The sequence below is a fragment of the Sorangium sp. So ce693 genome (genome assembly GCF_051521375.1).
Classification (GTDB): Bacteria; Myxococcota_A; Polyangia; order Polyangiales; family Polyangiaceae; genus Sorangium; species Sorangium atrum.
The window spans coordinates 8,377,819-8,402,244 of record NZ_CP150347.1 but is presented as its reverse complement, the minus strand read 5'-3'; the positions used below and the strand labels follow the sequence as shown (position 1 = coordinate 8,402,244).

Sequence of the window (24,426 nt, the reverse complement as noted above, 5' to 3'; positions counted from 1 at the left end):
CCGTGTCCTCTCCTATCGTGTGCGCAGGGCGAGCAGGCCTGTCGGACGCCACTGCAAGAAGGCGATCACCAGCGCGAACACGAGCGCCTTGCCGAGCGACGCCGTCGTCGAGAGCTCGAGCAGCGTGTTCGCGACGCCGATCACGAGCGCGGCCACCACCGTGCCAGGCAGCCGCCCGAGGCCCCCGAGGATGACCACCATGAAGGCGTCGACGATGTAGTTCGTCCCGAGCGACGGGCCGATCGAGCCGAGCTGCGTCAGCGCGCACCCGGCGATCCCGGCGAGCCCGGCGCCGAGCGCGAACGTCGCGGCGTCGACCCGGCGCGCGCGGACGCCGAGGCACGAGGCCATCTCGCGGTTCTGCATGACGGCCCGCAGCCGCCTGCCCCCCGCGGAGCGGTGCAGGTACGTGTAGACGGCGACGATGCACGCGATCACGAGCGCGATGAGGAAGACCCGCTTGTAAGGCAGCTGCACGCCGCCCGAGAGCGCCACGCCGCCGCTCAGCCACGACGGGCTCGAGACCTGCACGTTGGACGCGCCGAACAGGCTCCGCGCGGCCTGCTGCAGCACGAGGCCGACGCCCCACGTGGCGAGCAGCGTGTCGAGCGGCCTGCCGTAGAGGAAGCGAATCATCGAGAGCTCGAGCAGGAGCCCGAGCACGCCGGCCACGAGGAACGAGGCCGGCAGCGCGAGCAGGAACCAGAGCCCGGCCTCGGTCCCCCCGACGAGCGGCGCGACGTGCTGCCCGACGACGTACGTCGTGTACGCCCCCGCCATGATGAACTCGCCGTGGGCCATGTTGATCACGTTCATGAGCCCGAAGGAGAACGCGAGGCCCATCGAGATGAGCAGGAGGATCGAGCCCAGGCTCAGGCCGTTGAAGGCGTGGAGGAGAACTTCGTTCATTCTAGAGCACCCAACCGATCGAGACGCCGCGCACAGAGAGGTTCGAGCTGCGGAGGCGCGGAGGGCGTCATGACGAGGCCCTGCGCCCTCCGCGGCTCCGTGGTCCGGCCTTCAGGCTCCGCGCCCGCGCCCCGCTACTTCGCGGCCAGCTCCTTCGCCCAGGGATACGCGCTCAGGTACGGATCCGGCTGGACCGGCTTGCCCGAGCTCCACACCTCGTCGATGAGGCCGTCCTTCCGGACCGCGCCGATACGGACCGTCTTCCAGGTGTGCTGGTTCTTCCCGTCGAGCCGGACCAGGCCCTCGGGCGCGGCGTACTCGATGCCTCCGGCCTTCACCGCCTCCTTCACCTTGGCGACCTCGGTCGACTTGGCCTTCTCGACGGCCATCTTCCACAGATAGACACCGAAGTAGCCCGCCTCGATGGGATCGTCCGTGACGCGCGTGGCGCCGTATTTGGCCTTGTACGCGTCGACGAACTTCTTGTTCTCGGGGGTGTCCGTCGTCTGGTAGTAGTTCCACGAGACGAGGTGTCCGGCGATGTTGTCGGCGCCGATGCCGCGCACCTCCTCCTCGGCGACGCTCACCGAGAGGACCGGCAGCTTGTCGGCGGTGTAACCGGCGTCCTTGAACTGCTTGAAGAACGCCACGTTGCTGTCGCCGTTCAGCGTGTTGAAGATCGCGTCCGGCTTGGCCGCGCTGATCTTGCTGATGATCGTGCTGACCTCGGTCCCGCCGAGCGGCAGGTACTCCTCGCCGGCGAGCTCGCCGCCCTTCGACGCGAGCTGAGCCTTGATGATCTTGTTGGCCGTGCGCGGAAAGACGTAGTCGGAGCCGAGCAGGTAAATGCGCTTCTTGCCCTTCTCGAGCAGGTAGTCGACCGCGGGGACGATCTGCTGGCTCGGCTCGGCGCCGGTGTAGAAGATGTTGGGCGACTGCTCCAGGCCCTCGTACTGGACCGGGTAGAAGAGCAGGCCGTTCAGCTCCTCGAACGAGGGCAGCATCGCCTTGCGGCTGGCGCTGGTCCAGCCGCCGAACACGACCGCCACCGCGTCCTGCTGCACGAGCTTCCTGGCCTTCTCGTTGAACGTGGGCCAGTCGCTGGCGCCGTCCTCGACCACGGGCACGAGCTGCTTGCCGAGCACGCCGCCCGCCTTGTTGATCTCCTCGATGGCGAGCAGCGTCGCGTCCTTCACGGCCACCTCGCTGATCGACATGGTGCCGCTCAGCGAGTGGAGAACGCCGACCTTGATGGAGGCGCTGTCCGAGGCGGGCGCCGCGGGCGTCGTCCCGGGCGCAGGAGCCTCCTCGTTCGCCTTGCCGCACGCAGAGAGCAGGGCCGCGCCGGCGAGCGCCGCCATCGCGACGCAGAGCGCCCGCCGCCGAGAGGTGCCCGCCGCCGGCCGATCCTCAACGTCCAACCCAGACGTGTACATATTCAACGCATCCTCCTTGAGTGCCGGGGGCGCGTCCAATGCCCTGCATCGACGCGGCGCGGCGATTCGACTGCACAAGAGCCGTTGGGAGTTCGGGAGCCGGCCAGTGGAGACTCCCGGCTGGACACACCGGAGGGCCGCCCTGCGCAGCAGAGCGCCGTCCCCGGACAAGGGCCAGCCACACGACGTCGTGGTGAAAGGCCTTATGCCGAGTGGCATGTTTCGTCGAGGTTTCGTCGACGTGAAATGTCGCCCGGCCGGGAGGCGCGGTGCGTTTTCCGCGGGCCATTTGGATTTCCGACCACAAAGCGCGTCGCGCGATCCATCGTTGTTCCCGTTCCGCTCGAGAATCGTTCCGGCTCCGACTCCGGTGTGATGCACCGCACGCGGGGCGCGGGGCGCGGGGCGCGGGGCGCGGGGCGCGGGGCGCGGGGCGCGGGGCCAGTGGACGCGCACGCGCGACCTTCGCCCCGGGTCGTCACGCCCGATGTCGCTTGAGCCGACACGGTGTGGGGCGCTCTGGCCGCTACGCGCACGAGCGCCGAGCGCTCCGGCGCTGTTGCGAGCGGTTGCGAGCGGTTACGACGAGGTGTGCTCTCCAGTGCAATAAAAAACTTGTATCAAGAGCGGTAAATGGCGAGTACACTGGTAGATGCTGTCTGCGCCCTGTGCTCGGTCGACACGGAGGGCAGGCGGGGTGGAGCGTATGAGAAGCACCAATCACTTGCCCGGCGAGACGGATGGCCGATCCACGAGCGGCGGAGCGGCGCCGGATGGCGTTGCGGCCGGGCCGCGGGACGAGAACTCGGTGGTGATCTCCCTGAGCGCGTTGCTCGCGGTGGAGAAGGCAGCCACCACGACGAACGGCGCGCGGGCCGAGCACGGCGCGAGGAACTCCGGGACGGCGGAACTCCACGGGTCCGCCACAGGCGACGGAGAGCGCAGCAGCTACCTGGAGATCTTTCCGTTCGGCGTGCCTTCCGAGCTGCCGGCGTTCAGGCCACCCGATCTCACGCCCGTGCCCTCCGAGGTCCCGATCGACCTGCGCCCGCCGCGCGCGCGACGGGCGGCGGGCGTGCGCTACGGAATCGTGGGCGTCCTCGGAGCGGCGGTCGTCGCCGGCGCGGTGTGGTTCGGCGCCCCGCGCGAGACGCTCCAGGCCGCTGCGCAGCCCGGCGTGCGGCACGCGGCGAGCGCGGCGCTGACGCAGCTGCCGAAGGTGGAGGCGAAGGCCGCGGCCGCGCCCGCCGAGGCGCCTCCGGCCAAGAAGAAGAAGGGCGACAAGGCGCGCGAGGGCGGGGCGAAGGCCGCAGCCACCGCCCCCGCAGCCGGGGGCAAGGTGTCGGCGAGGCGCGCCGCGGAGAGCAGTGGACCGCCGGCCGCCGCGCCGCCGGCGAGCCCAGGCGGCGCGCGTACAACGGGCGACCCCTGCAAAGGCGACCTCGACTGCGCCATGCGGCGCGCCGCGGGCGGCTCGTAACGCCGCGCGCGGAAGCAAAAGGACCGAGAGCTCCCCGCTGTTCCATCGAGATCTCGATCGTTCGGAGCGCGACAGGCCACCAGCGAGCTCTGGTTGGCGCTTTCTGCCTCACCTTTGCTGTCGAGGTCGCCCGCGTGCCCAGCGCGTTCCCCTGGAGCAGGTTATCCACGCAGAGCCGCTTGATCTCCCGCACCTGCCCTGTGCTAGGGTCTGCTCCTGTTGCATAAAACGGCTGACAACCGATCTGTCCCGGTGGATTGTGCGCACATTGTGCAGAGACATGCGTGCTCCTGGCGCGGCCGCTTGCGGCGCGGAGGCGCAGCTGTAGGCACGAAGCAGATACCATCACGTAAAATTCTGGTGTAGGAACAGCGCCCGGCGCCGACGGTGGCGTTGAAGTGCACAGGGAGCGTGGCCCGGCGACGTCGCTCGACGTGTGGTGCCGAGTTACGAGCCGAGCGGCGCTGCCCTACTCGTCTGGAGGTGGATTCATGAAAGCTTTCGGTTTCGCAGCGATCCTGATCAGCGTGGGTATGATGGCGGCCTGTACGGTAACGAGCGGTGACGGCGACACGAGCGGCGACGGCGGCTCGGGCGCCTCGGGCTCGACCACGACGTCGGCCACCACGGGCGAGGGCGGATCAGGCGGGACGGGCGGAGGCGACGGTGGCGCCGGGGGCACGGGCGGGGGCGAGGTGTGCGCCGACGCCGGGACCGCGGACGACTGCTCGGACTGCTGTGATGAGACGTACGCTGAAGGGCTGGAGGCCCTCGGGATTCACGGGTTCCAGCAGTGCGGTTGCGCGGCTGACTCCGCGTGCGCCAGCGCGTGCGATACCACCGATGCCACGAGCGACGTCTGCAACGATGACGGCACCATCAACCTGGACGCGAACAACCCGGACTGCGTGGAGTGCCTGAATCGCCTCTCCGATGACGATGCTTGCATCGAGGCCGCCGCGGCCGCCTGCCAGGACGACGCGGCGTGCAGCCCGTACCTCGAGTGCCTGGGCACCTGCCAGTGATGGCCCTCAGGCGCCGCGCCGGCGTCGTGCGTCATCGATCCTGAGGTGATCCGAGCCGGCCGGACAGGACAGGCGATCTCGTCGAGATCGCCTGTCCTGTTTTGTCGCGTACCGTCCTGCCGGCGATCACCGAGGGTCGAGCGCGCCGAGGAGCCCGCTGCGATGAGCCGTCCTGGCGGATGGGACCCTGCCGGCGATCGTCGGCGCCCTACGGCGAGAGCCGCGCCACCAGGATGTCGGACCAGGTCGACTCCGCCGTGACGCCGTCGAGGTCCACGCTGCCCTCGACGGTTCCTGCCAGCAGGATGTGGCCGCGGTCCGCGAACGACGCGACCCCCGCCGCGGACCGGCTCCCTCCGCGGGTCCCGGCGGCCGCGCCGAGCCGCTTGCTCCACACGTGGCGCCCCCCGGCGTCGAGCCGCGCCACGACGATGTCGCCGCCGCCTCCGGCGCCGTCGAGCGGCCCCCCTCCGAGGTTGGTCGGGCCATCGACGTCGCCCGCCAGGACGAGCCCGCCGTCCGCCTCGAGCGCGAGGCGCGGCGGCCGCTCCGCGGGGTAAGCCCGGCTGAAGCGGTGCTCTCGCGCAGGCCCGAGCTCGGCCACGAACGCCGACATCCCCTCCGAGAACAGCGCGCTGCCGCCCAGATCGAGCAGGCCCTCGAACGTCCCGCTCAGCGCGATCTCGCCGCCCGGCCCGATCTCGATGTCGCCCCCGTGCTGCCGGCGGCCGTCGCCGAAGGCCAGCGACGCGACGTGCTCGCCGCGCTCGTCGAGCTTGGCCAGGAACACGTCGCTCATCCCCGCGGACGAGAGCCGGGGCGCCTCCTCGCCGAGCTGGAGCTCGCCTTCGAAGGTCCCTGTCATGACCACATCGCCGCGCGGGTCCATCGCCACACCGGTCGGCTCCTGGTTCCCCGCGCCGCCGAACTGGTGCGTCCAGAGCTGCAGGCCCGCGGCGCTGAGCTTGGTCACCGCCACGTCGGTCCCGCTGGGCTCCATCAGCGTCGACACGACGACGACCTCGCCTGCCGCCGAGACCGCGACGTCCTGCGGCCTTCCAGGGAGCCTCGCCCCCCAGCGCAGCCCGCCCCCGGCGTCCAGCTTGATCACGAAGCCCTGCGGCGCGTCGGCGGTGAGCCCCACGGCGCTCATCACCCCCACGAGCTCGCCCGTGATCGCGACCTCTCCCTCGAGATCCACCGCGAGCGCCTGCAGCGAGCCTCGCCCCTCGTCGACGAGCCGGCGCGTCCACGCCACGGCGCCGTCCGGATCGAGCCGCGCCACGAAGACGTCCTGCTCCGCGCCGGTCGCGACCTGCCCTGCGCCGAGATCGAGGGAGCCCTCGAACTCGCCGCCCAGGATCGCGAAGCCCCCGGGGCCCGCCGCGAGCGCGCGCGCCCTCTCCTGGCCTGCGCCGCCGAGGAGCGCGCCGAGCGGTCCGCCGGGGAGCACCGCGCCGCAGTCCCATCCGCCGTTGCAGTCCTCGTCGGCCGGCGTCGTGCAGTCCTCGACCCGCGGCGTGACCTCGCCGGCGCAGGCGCCCCACCGGCCGTCGAGGCCGCATGCCCGCTGGCCGGCGCTGCACGCGCCGACGCCCACGGTGCCCGGCGGTCCTCCGTACGGGCACGGCTCGACGGTCCCGGGGGCGCAGGCGCAGACGGCGCTGCCGCCGTCGGCCGCGGGATCCTCGGGGCGGCCGCCGTCGCCGTCCGCCTCGTCGATCGCGCCGTCGCAGTCGTCGTCGGCCGCGTTGCCGCAGCGCTCCGGCGCAGGCGTCACCTCGCCCTCGCAGGGGCCGTAGCCGTCGCCGGCGGCGTTGCACCGCATGAGGCCGGTCTGGCAGGCGCCGACCCCCTCGGTCGCCGGCGGCCCGCTGTAGCAGGCGATGGTCGAGAGCGGCGCGCAGCCGTCCTCCACGAGGATGCCGTCCTCGAGCCCGAGCAGCGCGTTGCAGCCGGCGCAGCCGAGCGCCACGAGGGTGAACCGCAGGCCGAGCCCGGTCGTGCCGCGCGCGCCCACGTCAATAACTCCCACCCACGATGAGGGAGAACGCGCCGGGGCCGGCGGCGGCCGTCGCCGTGGCGCGGCGCGAGGGCAGGCCGGCGGCGCTGGGCGGGGCGGTCCAGAGGAGCAGGCCGGCCGCGAGCAGCGCGGCGGTGCCGGTCGAGAACGCGATCGTCGAGGCGGTGCCGGCCTTCTGCGCGTCCTCGCGCAGCGCGACCCCGACGGCGTCGCAGCGGCTCCGCGCGTCGCAGTGGCCCCGGTTCGAGGCATCCCTGCGGGCGATCGCCTCCGCGCCGAAGACGGCGCCAAGGCCGAGCCCGACCAGGCCGGCGCCGCCGGTCGCGAGCGCGATCACGCGCTGCACGCGCCCTGCGCCGGCGTCGCCTCCGCGGTCGTCGATCGGCAGGACGGGAGGCGCATGCGTCCTGGGGCCTCTCGGCGCGTCGGCGAGCGGGCGAGGAGGCGGCTCCTGCGCCAGGAGGGGCAGCTCGATGACGATGCCCGCGCCGTCGGGCGGGACGAGGCGCACGACCGACCAGCGCTTCCTGCCGGGCGCCTGCGCCTCGATCGTGTGTGTCCCCGGGTCGACCGGGAGGGCCTGTCCCCACTGGGAGGGCAGGAGCAGCACGCCGTTGCGGCGGATCTCCAGCCCCGGCGCGGCGCTCCCGGGGGGCACGGCGATCGCCATCCGCGAGAGCCGCGGCTCGAGCGCCGCCGCGAGCGCGGCCGCGCGCGCGGCGCGGGGATCTCCCGCGCTCTTCGCGATGGCCGCGGTCTCGCTGAAGACGTTCCAGGCGCCCGCGGTCCTGCCTGCGCGCGCGAGGCACTCGCCGAGCCGCAGGAGGAGGTTGAGGGCGGTTGGATCGAGCGTCCGGCCCTGCTCGAGCATGGCACACGCCTCGGCGATGCGGCCCGCCTCGAGAAGGCGCGTCGCGGCCTGATAGAGCGCGAGCACCTGCTCCTTGTGCCCGCCTGGCTGTCCCGGGTCGGGTTTTGGCTGCTCCAGGCCGGACTGCGCCGGACCGGGCCCGCCAGCGTGGCCGCTCGCCGGCGCGATCGACAGCGACAGGGCTGCGAGGGCGGAAGCGAGCCCGCGCGGGCGCGAGCAACAGGGGACCTTCGGCAGGGCTCCTCGGCGCATGGCGATCACCACGGGCTGTCCGGCGCGCCCGCCGGCGCCGCGGCTTCAGCGCCGCTACCGGGCGTTGCCACCAGGGACGGCGCGCCTGCAGCCGCGCCCCGGGCGGGCGCCGGCGCATCCGCCGCCGTCCGCACCGCGGCGCCAGCTGCGGGCGCCGGCGAGGTCTCAGACGCGCGCCCCCCGCGCGCTGGCGCGCGCTGCGTACTCCCCGCAGCCGCCCGTGCGGGCGGCGCGGTCCTCGTGGACAGGACGGCGCCGGCTCCGCTGCGCGCGGTGGGGCGCGCGCCTCTGGCGTCGGCCTGGGGAGCGTCGCACGCGCTGGCAGCGCCGTCGTGCGGTGCACCTTCGGCCATGTCATCGGGCTCCTGGAACGACCTGGCTGCCACCGCGTTCCCCTTCGGCACCGCGGCGAGCCCCTGCGGCACCGCCGCGAGGTGCTGCGCGCCGGTGCCGTCGGCCCAGGTCAATCCCGCTGCCCGTGGCCACCCGGGCGACAGGAGGATCGCGGCGAGCGTGGCGCTCGCGGAGACGGCGCCGGCCGTGGCCGCCAGCCAGGTTCGCCTGGGGCGGCGGCCTTCGCGCCTCGTCTCGGCCGGCCCGGAGGACGTCGTGGGCGGCCTCGCGGAGATCGCGGCCGGCCGAGCGGACGTCATGGCCGGCCGAGCGGAGGTCATGGGCGGCCGCGCGGCGGTCGTGGGCGGCCCATCGTCCAGCCACGTGAACGTCGGCTGACTCCGGTGCACCCCCGTGGGCAGCGTCGCGTCGGGCGCTCCGCGCAGCGCGAACGGCGCGAGCGCGGCGGCGAGCTCGCGGGCCGAGGCCGGGCGGCGCGTCCGGTCCTTCTCGAGGCAGCGCATCACGATCTCCTCGAACCCCTGGGGCAGATCGGCGCACGCGTTCCCGAGCGGCCGGGGCGCCTTCTCCGACACGACCAGCACGAACTGCTCCAGCGTCTCCGCGCCGAACGGCAGCGTGCCGCTCACGAGCTGGTAGAGCACGACCCCGAGCGCCCACAGATCCGCGCGCAGATCGATGTCCTTGGGCGTCAGCATCTGCTCCGGCGCCATGTAGCGGCGGGAGCCCATGACCGACCGCGCCGTCGTCATCTCGAGCCCGTCGTGCTCCGGCTTCGCGCTCGTGAACTTCGCGACGCCGAAGTCGAGCACCTTGAGGAGCGGCGTGCCGTCGGTCCGGTACGTCAGGAACAGGTTCGCGGGCTTGAGGTCCCGGTGGACCATCCCGAGCGCGTGCGCCTCCGTCAGGGCAACGCAGGCCTGACGGACGTACTCCGCCGCCTCGTCGACCGGCAGCCGCCCGCGGCGCTCCAGGATCGAGCGGAGATCGTTGCCCGAGAGGTGCTCCATCACGATGTACGGCACCGGCAGCGCGATCCCCGGCCTCGGGGCGAGCGCGCCCAGGTCGTAGATCCGCGGCACGTGCTCCGTCTTCATCCGGAACATCCCGCGCGCCTCGCGCTGGAACCGCCTCAGCAGCGCCGCGTTGCCGCAGTGCTCCGGCCGCATGAATTTGACGGCCACGAGCTCGCCCAGCGACAGGTGCCGCGCCGCGACGACGGCCCCCATCCCGCCGATGCCGAGCGGTCGCTCGACCCGGTAGCGGTCTGCGATGACCTCGCCGCAGTGCACGGGCACCACTCCTTCTTCATCGCTCACCACGCGCCCCCCACTCCGTCGCTCTGAGCTTGCAGACCGGCCAGCCGCGATCTCGGACCGGATGGTTCCTTGCAGGGCCGCGCTCGACGCGCTCGCCGCAGGTGTCTGGTGAGATTCGATTCTCCGGAGAGGCGATACGTCGCGTCGTCTGTCGAATTTTCCGGCGCTCCTGTGGGCGCGTGGAGGTGCGCTTCGTCTGCTGAGGGCGATCCGAGGGCGCCTCCGCCCTGCACGCGTCGTCGCGCCGGAGGCCGTGATGGGCCGCGCCGAAGGCCGGGATGGATTGAAGTGTCCCGGTTCCTTTCTGCCGTCCTCTGCGATACAGACGTGCCGTGTCTGCCTCTCCCGCCCTGGTCTGCCGCGGCCTGGTCAAGCGTTATGGGGACGTCGTGGCCGTGAACGGGCTCGACCTCGAGGTGCAGCGCGGCGAGTGTTTTGGCCTGCTCGGCCCGAACGGCGCGGGCAAGACGACCACGGTGGAGATCCTCGAGGGGCTGAGCCGCCCCGACGCCGGCGAGGTCGAGGTGCTGGGCGAGCGCTGGGTGGGGGACGGCATCGCGCTGCGCGCCCGGCTCGGCATCCAGCTCCAGGAGACGCGCTTTCCGGACAAGCTCCGGGTCGGCGAGGTGATCGCGCTGTTCCGCAGCTTCTACCCGCGCGGCATCGAGCCGGAGCAGGCGCTGCGCTCCGTGGCCTTGCAGGAGAAATCGAGCGCGTTCGTGCGCACGCTTTCGGGCGGACAGAAGCAGCGGCTGTCGCTCGCCTGCGCGCTCGCGGGCGATCCGGAGGTGCTGTTCCTCGACGAGCCGAGCACCGGCCTCGACCCCGCGTCGCGCCGTCAGATATGGGCCATCGTCGAGGATCTGAAGGCCCGCGGCCGCACGATCCTCCTGACCACGCACTACATGGAGGAGGCCGCGCGCCTCTGCGACCGCGTGGGGATCGTCGATCGCGGGCGGCTGCTCGCGCTCGGCACGCCGGCGGCGCTAGTCGCCTCGCTCGGCGCCGAGCACGTCGTGGAGGTCGAGGTGGACGCGGAGATCGCCGAGGAGGAGCTCATGGGGCTGCCGGGCGTGGAGGCCGTGCGCTCCGCGCAGGGGGCGCTCCGGCTGACGGTGCGCGACGTCGCGCGCGTGATCCCGCCGCTGCTCGCGCTCTGCGCGGCGCGCGGGGCCACGCCGAAGCGGCTCGCGACGCACCACGCGAGCCTGGAGGACGTGTTCATGGCGCTCGCCGGGCGGACGCTCGCGGACGACGGGGCGGCGTGATGGCGCGGTGGCTCCGCTCCCTGCGCGCCTCGTCGCTCGCGCTGCTCATCCGGGCGCGGGTCGCGGAGTTCCTGCGCGAGCCCGAGGCGATCTTCTGGATGTTCGTGTTCCCGATCCTGCTCTCGTCGGCGCTGGCCGTCGCGTTCAGGGACCAGCCCGCGGAGCCCGTGCGGGTGAGCGTCGAGGAGGGCGCCGGGGCCGAGCCGCGGCGCGCGGCGCTCGAGGCGTCGGGGCAGGTCGTCCCGCGGGTGGTCCCGCGGGCGCAGGCGCAGCAGGAGCTCCGGACGGGCAAGGCCGCGCTGGTCGTGCTCGCCACCGATCCGCCCACGTACTGGTTCGATCCGGCGCGGCCGGAGAGCCGCCTCGCCCGGCTCGAGGTGGACCAGGCGCTCCAGCGCGCGGCGGGCCGCGCCGACGCCTTCCGCCCCGCCGCGCTCGAGGTGACGGAGGCCGAGAGGGGCTCTCGCTACGTCGATTTCCTGGTGCCCGGGCTGCTCGGCATGAACGTGATGCTGACCGGGATCTGGGGGATCGGGGTCGCGATCGTGCAGCAGCGCATCGGCAAGCTCCTGAAGCTGTTCGTCGCGTCGCCCATGCCGCGGTGGCAGCTCCTCGCGTCGCACCTCGGGGCGCGGCTCGTGTTCCTGGCGCTCGAGGTCGTGGCCCTGCTCCTGTTCGCGGTCCTCGTGCTCGGCGTGCCGATCGCCGGCTCGCTCGCGGCGCTCGCGCTGGTCGCCGTGGTCGGCGCGCTGTCGTTCGCGGGGGTCGGCCTGCTCATCGCGGCGCGGCCGCGGACCCTCGAGGGCATCTCGGGCCTGGGCAACCTCGTCACGTTCCCGATGTGGATCTGCTCCGGCGTCTTCTTCTCGGCCGATCGCTTCCCCGACGCGATCCAGCCTTTCGTCCAGGCCTTGCCCCTCACCGCGCTGAACGACGCGCTCCGCGGCGTGATGCTCGAGGGCGCGCCGCTCGCCGCGATCGCGCCCGAGCTCGCGCTCCTCGTCGTCTGGGGCGCCGCGACCTTCGCGCTCGCCCTCAAGCTCTTCCGCTGGGAGTAGCCCCCGCGGCCAGCGCCACCGGGCCACGGTGCGCGAGCTCACCGGCGCACGCTGTGCGCCAATCGATCTCTCGCTGAGCCAGCATGTCAGTCAACCTGCGTCGAGGTAGCGGCGTAGTCCTCTTGAGGCTCGCATGATCCTACCGTGTGTCCATATTTTCTGTTCGGGACATTGACCTTCCAAAGTGGCACGGTCCTGTATTCGTGTACGATGACCGCATGAATGAACGGGGGGAGCGGAGCAGCCAACGCCCTCGCACCGCACCGAGTCTGTCCTTCTGGGTCGCGGGGCCGCTGGCCGTCGCGCTGCTCGTGTTCGTGGGGCCGGGGCTGTGGATCGCGGCGTGGGCCATCGAGGGCGCGATCCTGAAGAACGAGCTGGGCGTTCTCGCGCGGACGCATGACGAGTGGACCCGCCGCATGAACGACCGCCTCATCCTGGCAGAGGCGAGCGTCGTCCGGTACGGCCGCCTGCTCACCTCGGCATTGCATGAGGTCGAGGGAGAATCCCCGCAGAAGTTCGACGCCCTCGTCGGGTCGTCGCGCGACGGCGGCATGGTGTCGCGCAACGCGGGCTTCGAGCCCAAGCGAGACGCCATCATCTGGCTGCCCGCGGGGTACCCGCTCGACGACCAGGAGAAGGTCTTTCTCCTGCAGTTGAAGCGCATGACCGAGCTGTACTCGGCGGGAGCGCCGGGGGAGCCCATCAACACATGGCTCATCCCCAGGCGGAACGGGCTCGTGATGTACTGGCCCAGCTACACGAGCTACATCGACCAGGTCGACACGACCGTCGATTTCGTCAACTCGGAGTGGACGACGCTCGTGCTGCCGGCGAACAACCCTGAAGGAAAGCCGCGCTGGACGCCGACGAGCTACGACCCAGGGGCGCGCGAGTGGATGGTGAGCGTCGTGGTGCCGTTCTTCCACCACGGGGTGTTTGCGGGCAGCGCCGGGCACGATGTCACGGTCAACGCGGTGATGGACAGCTTCCGGGAGCTCTCGCTGTATCCGGGGACGGAGCACGCCCTCGTGAGGGGCGACGGGACGGTGCTCGTCTCGAGCGTGCACCAGGACAAGATCCACGGGAGCAAAGGGACGCTGACGGTCGACTCCATCGGCGACGACGATCTCAAGCGCGCGTTCGAGGCGGCGAAGCGCGACAACGCCATGGCGGCGCACGTGGTCGGCCGCACGGATGAGCGCGTGATCGTGGCGGCGCGCATCGCCGCGCCGGACTGGTACCTGCTCACCGACGTACCTCGCGCGGCGCTGCTCTCGTCGGTGAAGGGGCTGTACTGGGACTACTGGCTGATCGCGGCGTTCTCGATCCTGGCGCTCGTCGCGCTGCCCGTGCTGGTGATCATGCGCGTGACCTTGCCGTCCGTGCGGCAGCTCGTCACAGCGGCCGAGCGGATCCGGGGCGGTGACCTCGATCAGCGCTTCGAGGCGTCAGGCACCCGGGAGTTCGTGCACATCGGCGACGCGCTGAACGGCATGGCCCAGCAGCTCCGTGAGACGTTCGCCGCCCTGGCGAAGACGAACGAGGAGCTCGAGCAGCGCGTCGAGCAGCGCACCGCCGAGCTCAAGGAGGCGACGGTCGCCGCGGACGCGGCCAACAGGGCGAAGAGCGACTTCCTCGCCAACATGAGCCACGAGCTGCGGACACCGCTCAACGGCATCCTCGGGTATGCCCAGATCCTGCGGCGCTCCAAGAGCCTGGGCCAGCAGGATCTGCGCGGCGTCGAGGTCATCGCCGAGTCCGGCTCTCATCTGCTGACCCTCATCAACGACGTCCTCGATCTGGCGAAGATCGAGTCGCGGACGATGGAGATTCACCCCAACGATTTCCATTTCCCGTCGTTCTTGCACGCGACGGCCGAGATCTGCCGGATCCGCGCGGAGCAGAAGGGGATCGCGTTCGTGTTCAAGCCCGGCCCCACGCTGCCCGCGGGGGTGCGCGTCGACCAGCGGCGCCTGCGCCAGATCTTGCTCAATTTGCTCGGCAACGCCATCAAGTTCACCGAGAACGGCAGCGTCACCTTCACGGTCGTGGAGGTGCCAGGCGGGCCCCAAGGCGCGCGCAAGGATCTCCCGGAGGGCGGCGCGAGCCCCGAGTCGCGAACCCAGATGCGCAGGATACGCTTCGAGATCGAGGACACGGGGACCGGCATCAGCGCCGAACACCTGGGCGAGATATTCCTGCCCTTCAAGCAGGTCGGAGACAAGAGTCGTCACCGCGAGGGCACCGGGCTCGGGCTGGCGATCAGCCAGCGCATCGTCACGCTGATGGGCAGCTCCATCCAGGTCAGGAGCGAGCTCGGGAAAGGCAGCGTCTTCTGGGTGGACCTGACGCTCGCCGAGGCGCCCAACTGGACGGACACCGTGAGGCGCACGGAGCAGGGGCAGATCGTGGGCTACAGGGGCCCGCGACGGAGGCTCCTCGTGGTGGACGACAAGCCGGAGAACCGCGCCGTGGTCATCAGCATGCTCGCGACCCTCGGGTTCGAGCTGGCGGAGGCGAACGACGGCCAGGAGGGCCTGGCCAGGACGGCGAGCGAGAGGTTCGATCTGATCATCACCGATCTCGCGATGCCCGTGCTCGACGGCTGGGAAATGATGCGCCGCATGCGCAAGGTGCCAGAGCTCGGAGGGACGGTCATCATCGCGTCCTCCGCCAGCGCGTTCATCACCGACCAGGACAAGAGCCTGGAAGCAGGCGCGGACGATTTCCTGGCCAAGCCGCTGCAGATGGATGAGCTGCTCGAGAAGCTGCAGCGGCACCTCAAGCTGGAGTGGATCTACGAGCGGCAGGACGGCGTCAGCGAGGAGACGGAGCCGAGCCCGAGCTCGGGTGTGGCCAGCCCCCCCGATGTCGCCCTGCCCCCGGACGAGGACCTCAAGGCCTTGCGCGAGCTCGCGCGCAAGGGGCTCGTCAACCACATCCAGAAATACGCGGACAAGCTCGAGCTGGGCGACCCGCGGCTCGGGCCTTTCGCCAAGCACCTGCGCGAGCTCTCCGAGGACTTCCGGCTGGAGTCGATAGAAGAGTTCGTCGGCGGGCGCATCGACGGTAGCGCCCGATGAGCGCCGGTATGGGGTTCGTTGTGAGTGTAGTCATCCTCATACAGCGTCGCTGACGCGAAGAGTGAGGTTAGCCGCTGGAGAGGGCAGTGTGACGAATGTGAGTGATACGGGCACGGTCCTGATCGTCGACGATGAGCCACGCAACCTGAGGCTGCTCCGCGACAACCTCTCGGGCTGGGGGTTCGAGATCGCGGCCGCGACGAACGGCCTGCGGGCCATCCAGCTCGCGAAGGAAGTGGCGCCGGATCTCATCTTGCTGGACGTGAAGATGGAAGGGATCGACGGCTTCGAGACGTGCCAGCGGCTCAAGACGGATCCGGCCACGAGCGACATCCCTGTCATCTTCATGACGGCGAGCACGGAGATGAGCGCGGACAAGGTGAAGGGGCTGAACCTCGGCGCCGTGGACTTCCTCCTCAAGCCGTTCCAGAGCGAGGAGCTGCTCGCGCGCGTCCGGGTGCAAACGAAGCTCAGGCAGCTGATGAAGAGCCTCGCGGCGCAGGTCGAGGAGCGCGTCGCCGCCGAGGCGGCGCTGCAGAAGCTCACGCACGAGCTGGAGCGGCGCGTGGCGGCGCGGACGGCGGAGCTCGAGCGGGCCCTGGAGGAGCTCACGCAGGCTCAGGCCCAGATGGCGACGGTCATCGGGGCAGCGCAGACGGTCGCCGGCGAGGTCGTCCTCGACAGGGTGCTCGATCGGCTGCTGCGGATCACGCTCGAGCACGCCGGCGCCGAGCGGTGCGTCCTCGTCCTCGCGCGCGAGGGCGGGCTCTTCGTGGAGGCTTCGATCACGAGGGATCGCCCGGACGCGGTCCGGCTGGGGCTCGCGACGCCCGTCGAGGCGGACGCGCAGCTCGCCGTGACGGTCGTCCAGGGAGTGGCCAGGACCAAGGAGTCCGTCTTCATCCAGGATACGCGCGGCGAGCCTGGCCTCGCCGGGGACCGCTACCTCGGCGCGAGCGGACCGAGGTCGATCCTGTGCATGGCGATGATGCATCAGGGCGAGCTGACGGGCGTCCTGTACGTCGAGCGCGAGGCGGTCCCTCACCCCTACACTCCGACGCAGCTGGAGACGCTGAGGCTCCTCGCCTCCCAGGCGGCCGTGGCCGTGAAGGTCGCTCTCCTCTACGCCGCCCTCCGCAGGTCGAACGAGCAGCTGGAGACGGAGGTCGCGCGCCAGACCGAGGAGCTCCGCAGGACGAACGAGCGGCTGACGCTGGAGCTCACCGAGCGCGAGCGCGCGGAGCTGGCGCGCGCGGCGCTGCAGGAGGAGATCATCCGGGTGCAGAAAGAGCGGCTGGCGGAGCTCTCCACGCCGCTCATCCCGATCACCGAGCGGATCATGGTCATGCCGCTGATCGGGACGATCGACGCCAGCCGGGCGCAGCAGGCGCTCGAAGCGGCGCTGAACGCCGTGCACGGGAACCGGACGGACGTCGTGATCATCGACGTCACGGGCGTGACGATCATCGACACCGCTGTCGCGACCACGCTGATGGCCACGGCGGCGGCGCTCCGGCTGCTCGGCGCGACGACGGTGATCACCGGCCTGCGCCCCGAGCTGGCGCAAACGCTCGTCTCGCTCGAGATCGATCTCAGCACCGTGGTCACCCGGGGGACGCTCCGGAGCGGCATCGACTACGCGCTGCGACAGGTCCGCTGACGTCGTCTTGCCGGCACGCCTGCGGGATCGCGGTGAGGCGGCACACGGTAACTCGATATCATGACAGTCACGCTGTGCGACCACGTAGCCAGCTCACCGCCAACGAGATGGCCATGACGGCGCGACCGCTCGAACGCTTTTTTTGTTGTTAATTGTATTTATTTTTCCTAGCTTGAAAGAATGCTGCCATCACGCTGTCTGCGCCGTTCCCTGGCTGTGAGCGCAGGTGCTACGGCCATGCTCCTCGCCGCCGCTCTCCCCGCGGCGGCCGCCACGCCGTTCACGACGTTCGAATCGGGCCAGGTTCGCCCCCTGGCCCTGTCGGCGAACGGCAAGCTGCTCTTCGCGGTGAACACGCCCGACAACCGGCTGGAGATCTTCCGCGTCGAAGCCAATCGTCTGCAGCTCAAGGCGTCTGTGCCCGTGGGGCTCGAGCCGGTCGCCGTGGCTGCCCGGGGCGACGATGAAGTCTGGGTGGTGAACCACCTGTCCGACAGCGTGAGCGTGGTCGACGTTCGAGACCTCGAAAGGGCGCGCGTCGTCCGCACGCTGCTCGTGGGCGATGAGCCGCGCGACATCGTGTTCGCCGGTCCGCAGCGCTCGCGGGCCTTCATCACCACGGCCCACCGCGGGCAGAACGCCCCCTTCGATCCGCAGCTCTTGACGCCCGGCATAGGGCGCGCGGACGTCTGGGTGTTCGACGCGAGGCGGCTCGGGACGTCGCTCGGCGGCACGCCGCTCTCCATCGTGACGCTCTTCAGCGATACGCCGCGCGCGCTCGCTGTGACGCCGGACGGCAGCCGGGTCTACGCCGCCGCCTTCCACTCGGGGAACCGCACGACCGTCATCGACGAGAGCCTCGTGCCGGACGGCGGGGAGGCCGCGGGCGGGCTGCCCGGGCCCGACACCAACTTCGAGGGAGTCCCCCGGCCGGAGGTCGGGCTCATCCTTAAATTCAATGGAGCCCACTGGGTCGACGAGCTGGGCCGCCCCTTCGACGACGCGGTGCGCCTCTCGCTGCCCGACAAGGACGTCTTCGTCATCGACGCGCTCGCCAATCCGCCGCGCCAGGTGGACGGGCCAGGCGGCTTCTTCACGGGCGTGGGGACCATCCTGTTCAACATGGTCGTGAACCCTGTGAACGGGAAGGTCTATGTGTCCAACACCGACGCCCGGAACGAGGAGCGCTTCGAGGGGCCCGGGATCTTCGCTGGCCACAGCGTGCGCGGCCACCTGCACGAGAGCAGGATCACCGTCCTCGGTCCGGGCGGCGTCGCCCCGAGGCACCTCAACAAACACATCGATTACAGCAGCTGCTGCGCGCCGGTACCGAACGACGAGAGCAAGAAGAGCCTGGCGCAACCGACGCAGATGGCGGTGACGCGCAACGGCGCGACCCTGTATGTCGCGGCGCTCGGCTCGGACAAGATCGGCGTCTTCGACACAGCGAAGCTCGAGAACGATACGTTCGTGCCCAGCGTCGCGAACCAGATCCGCGTCCCTGGCGGCGGGCCGACCGGCCTCGTCCTCGATGAAGACAGGCAGCGGCTCTACGTGCTCGCGCGCTTCGATAACGCGATCTCGGTCATCGATACCCGGACCCGCCGCGAGGTCGCGCACGTGCCGATGCACAACCCGGAGCCTCCGAGCGTCGTCCGGGGGCGCCGCGTCCTCTATGACGCGTCGCGGAGCTCGAGCCACGGCGACTCGTCCTGCGCGAGCTGCCATATCTTCGGAGACTTCGACAGCCTCGCGTGGGACCTCGGGAACCCGGACGGCTCTGCGGTGGAGAACCCGGGACCGTTCTGCACCGATCTCTTCGGCCAGGATACGAGCTTGCATCCGATGAAGGGGCCGATGACGACCCAGAGCCTGCGCGGCATGGCGAACCACGGTCCGATGCACTGGCGCGGCGATCGCACGGGCGGCCAGGATGCGCCCACGTCCCAGCCGGACAGCGGGGTGTTCGACGAGCGGGCGGCGTTCAAGAAATTCAGCGTATCGTTCGTGGATCTGCTCGGGCGAGACGAGACGATCTCGGAGGAGGAGATGGACGATTTCACGGACTTCATCCTCCAGGTCACGTATCCACCCAACCCCATCCGCGCGCTCGACGACTCGCTCACGCCCGATGAGAGCGCGGGGCGCGACTTCTTCGGGGGGCCCGTGTCGAGCATCCTCGGCACCTCGTGCATCGGGTGTCACGTCGTCGACCCTGACGCCAACCCCGACGACTTCGCGCCGGGCTTCTTCGGCAGCGACGGTGGCTCGGCCAACGCCAACGAGACCCAGCTCTTCAAGGTCCCGCACCTGCGCAATCAGTACCAGAAGGTCGGGATGTTCGGCATGGCGGAGTCGTTCGTGTTCCCGTTCGGCGGCTCCAACGCGCCCATGGGCGACCAGGTCCGGGGCTTTGGCTTCCTCCACGACGGCGCCGTCGATACGCTCGTTCGGTTCAACGCGTTCTCCGATTTCGTCCAGACGCCGGAGAACCCCGGTGGCTTCTCCGTCGACCCCGAGGGGGAGCTCCTGAAGCGGCAGGTGGCGGAGTACATGCTGGCGCTGGAGTCGAACCTGAAGCCCATCGTGGGCCAGCAGATCACGCTCACGTCGTCGAACGCGGCGGTGGCCGGCCCGCGCGTCGATCTGCTCGTGGCGCGCGCCGACGCCGGCGACTGCGATCTCGTGGTCAAGGGCTGGTCACAGGGGGACGAGGTGGGCTTTCTGTACATCGGCAATGGCCGTTTCGAGGCCGACCACGCGCGCGCGCCGCGGCGATCGGACGGCGAGCTCCGCTGGCTGGGCACGAGGGGCGGCGGCGAGCTGACGTATACCTGCGTGCCGCCCGGGTCGGGCGGGCGCATCGGCGTCGATCGCGACGGCGACGGCTTCCGCGACGGCGACGAGCGGGACGCCGGCAGCGACCCGGCCGACCCGCAGAGCATTCCGCGACGGGGACCGCACGGGCCGTTCCCGTGGCCGCATCGCTGAGCGGAACGATCGCGCGCGCTCACCCGCCCATCGACCGGTGAGCTGCCGCGGACGGGTGCTTCCCTGACAGCAATGCTTCCGCAGCGCTGGTGGTCCGTTGCTGCCCTCGCAGCACGTCGGGGGGCAGGGGAGGGGCGGCGCTTCGATCTCCGCCGCTGCGCCCGTGGCTCCGGCGCCGGGCACGGCGCTTGCGCTCTGGGCGTGGTGATGGCGTGCGGCGGTCGCGCGGCGACGCGCCCTCGCGCGCACGTGAAGGACCGAGATCGAGGACATCCATGAGCGACAATCAGAGGAAGATCCGTTTGGGCGCCTTTTTGCCTGGCGCAGGACACCACGTGGCGGCCTGGCGGCACCCGCAGGCGCAGGCGGACGGAGGCATCAACTTCGCGCATTACAAGCGCATTGCGCAGGCGGCGGAGCGGGCCAAGTTCGACGCCGTGTTCCTGGCGGACGGGCTCGCCTTGCAGAACCGGCCCGGAGCGCAGGGCCGCACCGCTTATGGGGCCAGCTTCGAGCCGGTCACCTTGTTCTCTGCGCTCGCGGTCGTCACCGAGCGCATCGGCTTCATCGCCACCGCGTCCACCACGTACGAGGAGCCTTATTTGCTGGCCCGCAAGTTCGCGTCGCTGGACCATATCAGCCAGGGGCGGGCAGGCTGGAACGTGGTCACCACCGGCGGGGGCGAGGCGGCGGGGAACTTCGGGCTCGACGCTCACCCCGATCACGCGCAGCGCTATGTCCGGGCGCGCGAGTTCGTCGATGTGGTGACCGGCCTGTGGGACAGCTGGGAGGACGACGCCTTCCTCCGCGACAAGGCGTCGGGGGCTTACTACGATCCGGCAAAGCTCCATACGCTCGATCACAAGGGGAAGTTCTTCTCCGTTCGAGGGCCGCTCAACATCCCGCGTCCGCCGCAGGGACACCCGGTGATCGTGCAGGCGGGATCGTCGGAGGCGGGCAGGGAGCTCGCGGCCGAGACCGCCGAGGTGATCTTCACCGCGCAGCAGACGCTGGAAGACGCGCAGGCCTTCTACGCCGACGTCAAAGGCCGGATGGCCAAGTACGGGCGGCACCCTGACCAGCTGAAGATCATGCCGGGGGTGTTCCCCGTGGTCGCAAGGACGGAGTCGGAGGCCAGGGCGAAGTACCAGGAGCTGCAGGACCTCATCTTGCCGGAGGTCGGGCTGTCGCTGCTCTCGGGCCTGTCGGGCGGGATCGATCTGTCCGCATATCCGGTGGATGGGCCGCTCCCCGAGCTGCCCGAGACCAACAACAACAAGAGCCGGCAAGCGCTGATGTTCGACATCGCGCGTAAGCGCAACCTCTCCATCCGGGAGCTCTACCTCTGGGTGGCTGGAGCGCGCGGGCACTGGACGATCGTGGGCTCGGTGGAGCAGATCGCGGATCAGCTGGAGGCGTGGTTCACGCAGGGCGGCGCCGACGGGTTCAACGTGATGCCGCCGTGGCTCCCGGGCGGGCTCGACGACTTCATCGAGCTGGTGATCCCGGAGCTGCGGCGGCGCGGGTTGTTCCGAACGGAGTACGAGGGCCGCACGCTGCGGGAGAACCTCGGGCTGGCTCGGCCGGTGAACCGCCATGCGGCCGGCGCGAAGCCGCGGGCGTCGGCGGCCTGAAGCTCGCGCTCAGCCGCAGCCGGTCGCGCCTGCCGCCTCTCCCGCCGCCGCGCGCAGGCGCCCCTTGATGTCGTCGGACAGGCACATCCGCGAGACCATGTCCTCGAACGTGTCGCGCCGCCGGATCAGCCGGCTCTTCCCGCCGTCGATGAGCACCTCGGCCGGACGCAGCCGGCCGTTGTAGTCGTAGCTCATCACGTGGCCATACGCGCCCGCGTCCATCAGGACGACCACGTCCCCCGCGGCGACGTCCGCGGGGAACTCGCGCTCCGCGATCCACATGTCCGTGTTCTCACAGACCTGGCCCGTCATCGCCATCGGCGCCGTCGGGCCGAGGCGGCCGTTGATCCGCACCTCGTGGTACGCGCCGTACATCACCGGGCGCGCCATCGTGTTCATCGAGATGTCCGTGCCGATGATCGTCTTGTATCCCTGCTTGATCGAGATCACCCGCCCGAGCACGTAGCCCGCGTCCCCGACGAAGTAGCGCCCCGGCTCCATGACGAGGCGCGGCTCCTTCAGGCCGTGCTCCGCGCACTTCTTCCGGACCACCGCGGCGATCCCGCGGGCGACGGCCTCCACGTCGAGCGGCGGCTGCTCCCTCCGGTAAGGGATGCCGAGCCCGCCGCCGATGTCCATGAACGCGAGATCGAAGCCGAGCTTCCGGGCCACCGGGCCGATCAGGTCGAGCAGCTTGCCCGTGACGTGCGCGAAGTTCTCCGGCTTGTGCGCCTGCGAGTGGGGCATCATGTGCACCCCGAGCCGCTCGACCCCGTTCTCGAGCGCGGTGCGATAGGCCTCCTCCACGTAGCGCGGGTGGATCCCGAACTTCGCGGACGGGCCCGCGAACGGCTTCAGATCGGGGGTCGCGATGTCCTCGCCGCTCGGGTTGATCCGGAACGACAGACAGCGCGGCTTCCCGAGCGAGAACAGGCGCTTCAAGATGCCGTGATCATCCACGTTGAAGACCACCCCGGCGCGCAGCCCCGCGGCCAGGTCCTCGTCCGACAGGCTGTTGCCCGTGTAGATGATCTGCTCGCCCGACAGCCCGAGCGCCTGCGCCAGGCGGATCTCGTTCGGGCTCGCGGCGTCCACGCCGGAGCCCTCGTCGACCAGGAGCTTCGCTACCTCCAGGTTGTTGCACGCCTTGATGGCATAGAAGACGGACACCTCCGGGTAATTGCCGCGCAGCGCCCGCGTGAGTCGACGGAAGTTCTCCCGGATGCGCTCGGCATCGTAGGCATAGAGCGGTGTTCCGTAGTGCTCCGCGAGGTCGCGGACCGAAATGCCCCCGATCTTGATCTCTGCCTCTTGCATACTCCTCGTCGCGTCAACGCTTCAACTTTGAGAGACAACCTGAAGAAACCGTTCGCAATTCCGCGGCACAGCCTACCATGTGCCCCTGGCGGCCGGAAGGGGCGCGCCCTGCCTCGGGGTCCAGGAAGACCGCGGGGGCCCGCGCCCCCGCCTCCCAGGCGCTCGCCCGGAGCGCCTGGCGCGCGCCTATTTCGCGGGGTCCCGGCTGACGAAGAGGTGCCGCCAGAGCGCGCCGAGCCCGCCGACGAACAGCGAGCCCTGGCGCTGGTCGATGTCCTCGACCGCGGCGGGGTCGAACGGCAGCTGCTGCGGGTCGATCACCTCGAGCAGGGCGCGCTCGTCCGCCGTGGGTGAGGGGTGGAGCCTCAGCCGGCACGAGCTCCCAGGCGTGCGCGGCCCGGTCGCCGGGCTCGCCAGCCCGTCGAGGCAGGCGACGAGGTCGTCCACCCGATCGAAGTCCGTGTCCCCCAGGTGCTCGCCGATGAGCGACGCGCGCGCCGCGCGGATCGAGCGGCCCAGCGCGTCGTCGGGGTCGTCGGTCTCGACCGAGGCGTTGATCTCCGTGTCGATCGAGAGGCTGCGGTTCGTCAGGTTGGCCGAGCCCACGGTGAGGAAGCGGTCGTCGACGATCATCAGCTTCGAGTGGATGTACGTGGCGCGTTCGGCGGTCTCGTCCTCGGCGCACGCCGGCAGGGTGTAGTAGACGCCGAGGTGATGGCCGGTCTCGGCCGCCACGTCGCGCAGCCCGCCGAGCACCTTGGCCTGGGAGAGGCCGACGGCGATCTGCTCCTTCATCGTCTCGGCCTCCATGTTGAGCACGAGCACCACGTCGAGGAGCGGCCGGCCCTCGGCGCGCATCCGCCGCGCGAGCCCCTCGGCGATGACGTGAGAGCTGAAGTACTGCGTCTCGATGTAGATGAAGCGCTCCGCGGCGTCGATGGCGTCGAGGTAGAGGTCGCGTATCTCCGTGCGGTGCGGGGCGCCGGTGGGCGCGCCGTGCGGATCGGTGCGGCTCAGCGTCACGTGCGCCGCCGCGAGGGGGACGCCGCCCTCGGGCCGGTAGTCGGGGAACGTCGGATCGGCCCCGTCGAGGTCCGGCAGCGTGATGTCCACGCCGCCCGCGCGCCGCCAGCGATCCGTGAAGATCTCTGTCAGCGCCCGCGCGACCGCGCGGCTGCGCAGGTAGGCCTGCACGTCGTGAAACGGCTTGTGCGGCTCTCCTCGGCTGACGCGGAGCGGGTTCTTGTTCGTGTGGCTGCGGTCGTCCCAGCGGTGGTCGCAGAGGTCGAGGCCGCCGAGGAACGAGAGCTCGCCGTCCACCACCACGAACTTCTGGTGGTGCGAGGCGCGCTCGACGTGGGTGGCGTCGAAGAGGAAGCGCAGGCGATGGTTCGTCCACTCGAAGACGAGCTGCTGGAGCCACTCGCGCTCGAGCGCGAACACGAGGTGGAAGTCCCAAGCGAGGATGAAGATCTGGAGATCGGGGCTCTGCTCGCAGAGGTGGTTCAGGAACTTGAGCAGCGTGATCGGGCTCGACACCTGCTCCTCCCTACCGCCCCGGAGCAGGGCGACGTCGCTGTCGAACTGCCAGCCGGCGAGGAGCAGATACCGCCGCGCCCTGGACGCGACCCGGTAGAACTCGGGGTAATACTCGTCGGCGTCGACCAGCAGGCCGATGTCGTCCACCGGGGTGTCGCACCACGTGTGGCGTCGAGGGTCGATGATCGTCCGTGCGCCCTTCAT

15 protein-coding genes are annotated in these 24,426 nt (G+C 70.7%); 8 read left to right on the top strand and 7 right to left on the bottom strand.

Annotated features, from left to right (window positions below; all coding sequences use genetic code 11):
• Positions 1-12: 12 nt before the first annotated feature.
• Both urtB and urtA read right to left on the bottom strand, forming a co-directional pair.
• Entirely contained in the window at positions 13-909 is an 897-nt protein-coding gene (urtB, locus tag WMF14_RS31090) for an urea ABC transporter permease subunit UrtB (RefSeq protein WP_272094542.1), read from the bottom strand.
• Positions 910-1,043: 134 nt separating this feature from the next.
• Positions 1,044-2,345, bottom strand: coding sequence for an urea ABC transporter substrate-binding protein (urtA, locus tag WMF14_RS31085; protein ID WP_437792083.1), 1,302 nt, complete (start codon positions 2,343-2,345; stop codon positions 1,044-1,046).
• 706 nt (positions 2,346-3,051) lie between these two features.
• On the opposite strand from urtA, the gene WMF14_RS31080 reads away from it, so the two are divergent.
• A complete protein-coding gene (locus tag WMF14_RS31080) occupies positions 3,052-3,825 on the top strand; it encodes a hypothetical protein (RefSeq protein ID WP_437792080.1) in 774 nt (257 codons plus the stop codon).
• Between the two features lie 491 nt (positions 3,826-4,316).
• Complete coding sequence (locus WMF14_RS31075) at positions 4,317-4,850, top strand: hypothetical protein (protein ID WP_437792079.1); 534 nt, start codon at positions 4,317-4,319, stop codon at positions 4,848-4,850.
• A gap of 208 nt (positions 4,851-5,058) precedes the next feature.
• Here WMF14_RS31075 and WMF14_RS31070 read toward each other — a convergent pair whose 3' ends face one another.
• The 3 genes from WMF14_RS31070 to WMF14_RS31060 are packed head-to-tail and all read right to left on the bottom strand — an operon-like array spanning position 5,059 to position 9,648.
• Positions 5,059-6,870, bottom strand: a complete 1,812-nt coding sequence (locus tag WMF14_RS31070; RefSeq protein ID WP_437792077.1) for a hypothetical protein — start codon at positions 6,868-6,870, stop codon at positions 5,059-5,061.
• 1 nt (position 6,871) lies between these two features.
• On the bottom strand, positions 6,872-7,996 hold the full coding sequence (locus tag WMF14_RS31065; RefSeq protein ID WP_437792075.1) for a tetratricopeptide repeat protein: 1,125 nt from the start codon (positions 7,994-7,996) through the stop codon (positions 6,872-6,874).
• Between the two features lie 5 nt (positions 7,997-8,001).
• Positions 8,002-9,648 (bottom strand): protein kinase domain-containing protein, encoded by a 1,647-nt coding sequence (locus WMF14_RS31060; RefSeq protein WP_437792072.1) that lies wholly within the window; start codon positions 9,646-9,648, stop codon positions 8,002-8,004.
• 353 nt (positions 9,649-10,001) lie between these two features.
• Between WMF14_RS31060 and WMF14_RS31055 the strand changes: the two genes are divergently transcribed.
• The 6 genes from WMF14_RS31055 to WMF14_RS31030 all read left to right on the top strand — a co-directional run bounded on the left by WMF14_RS31055 (position 10,002) and on the right by WMF14_RS31030 (position 21,366).
• A complete protein-coding gene (locus WMF14_RS31055; RefSeq protein WP_272094536.1) occupies positions 10,002-10,937 on the top strand; it encodes an ABC transporter ATP-binding protein in 936 nt (311 codons plus the stop codon).
• A complete protein-coding gene (locus tag WMF14_RS31050; RefSeq protein ID WP_272094535.1) occupies positions 10,937-11,995 on the top strand; it encodes an ABC transporter permease in 1,059 nt (352 codons plus the stop codon). The genes WMF14_RS31055 and WMF14_RS31050 overlap by 1 nt, the downstream gene beginning before the upstream one ends.
• Positions 11,996-12,213: 218 nt before the next feature.
• Positions 12,214-15,081, top strand: a complete 2,868-nt coding sequence (locus WMF14_RS31045) for an ATP-binding protein (RefSeq protein ID WP_437792069.1) — start codon at positions 12,214-12,216, stop codon at positions 15,079-15,081.
• 88 nt (positions 15,082-15,169) lie between these two features.
• Positions 15,170-16,741, top strand: coding sequence for a response regulator (locus WMF14_RS31040; protein ID WP_437792067.1), 1,572 nt, complete (start codon positions 15,170-15,172; stop codon positions 16,739-16,741).
• A gap of 237 nt (positions 16,742-16,978) precedes the next feature.
• Positions 16,979-19,732: a beta-propeller fold lactonase family protein gene (locus WMF14_RS31035; RefSeq protein ID WP_437792066.1), complete on the top strand. Its 2,754-nt coding sequence runs from the start codon at positions 16,979-16,981 to the stop codon at positions 19,730-19,732.
• 275 nt (positions 19,733-20,007) lie between these two features.
• Positions 20,008-21,366 carry an LLM class flavin-dependent oxidoreductase gene (locus WMF14_RS31030; RefSeq protein WP_437792063.1) on the top strand — a complete coding sequence of 453 codons (1,359 nt, stop codon included), beginning with the start codon at positions 20,008-20,010 and terminating at the stop codon, positions 21,364-21,366.
• 9 nt (positions 21,367-21,375) lie between these two features.
• On the opposite strand, the gene lysA is transcribed toward WMF14_RS31030, so the two are convergent.
• Both lysA and WMF14_RS31020 read right to left on the bottom strand, forming a co-directional pair.
• Positions 21,376-22,683: a diaminopimelate decarboxylase gene (gene lysA, locus WMF14_RS31025; RefSeq protein WP_437792060.1), complete on the bottom strand. Its 1,308-nt coding sequence runs from the start codon at positions 22,681-22,683 to the stop codon at positions 21,376-21,378.
• A gap of 186 nt (positions 22,684-22,869) precedes the next feature.
• Positions 22,870-24,426, bottom strand: coding sequence for a phospholipase D-like domain-containing protein (locus WMF14_RS31020; protein ID WP_437792058.1), 1,557 nt, complete (start codon positions 24,424-24,426; stop codon positions 22,870-22,872).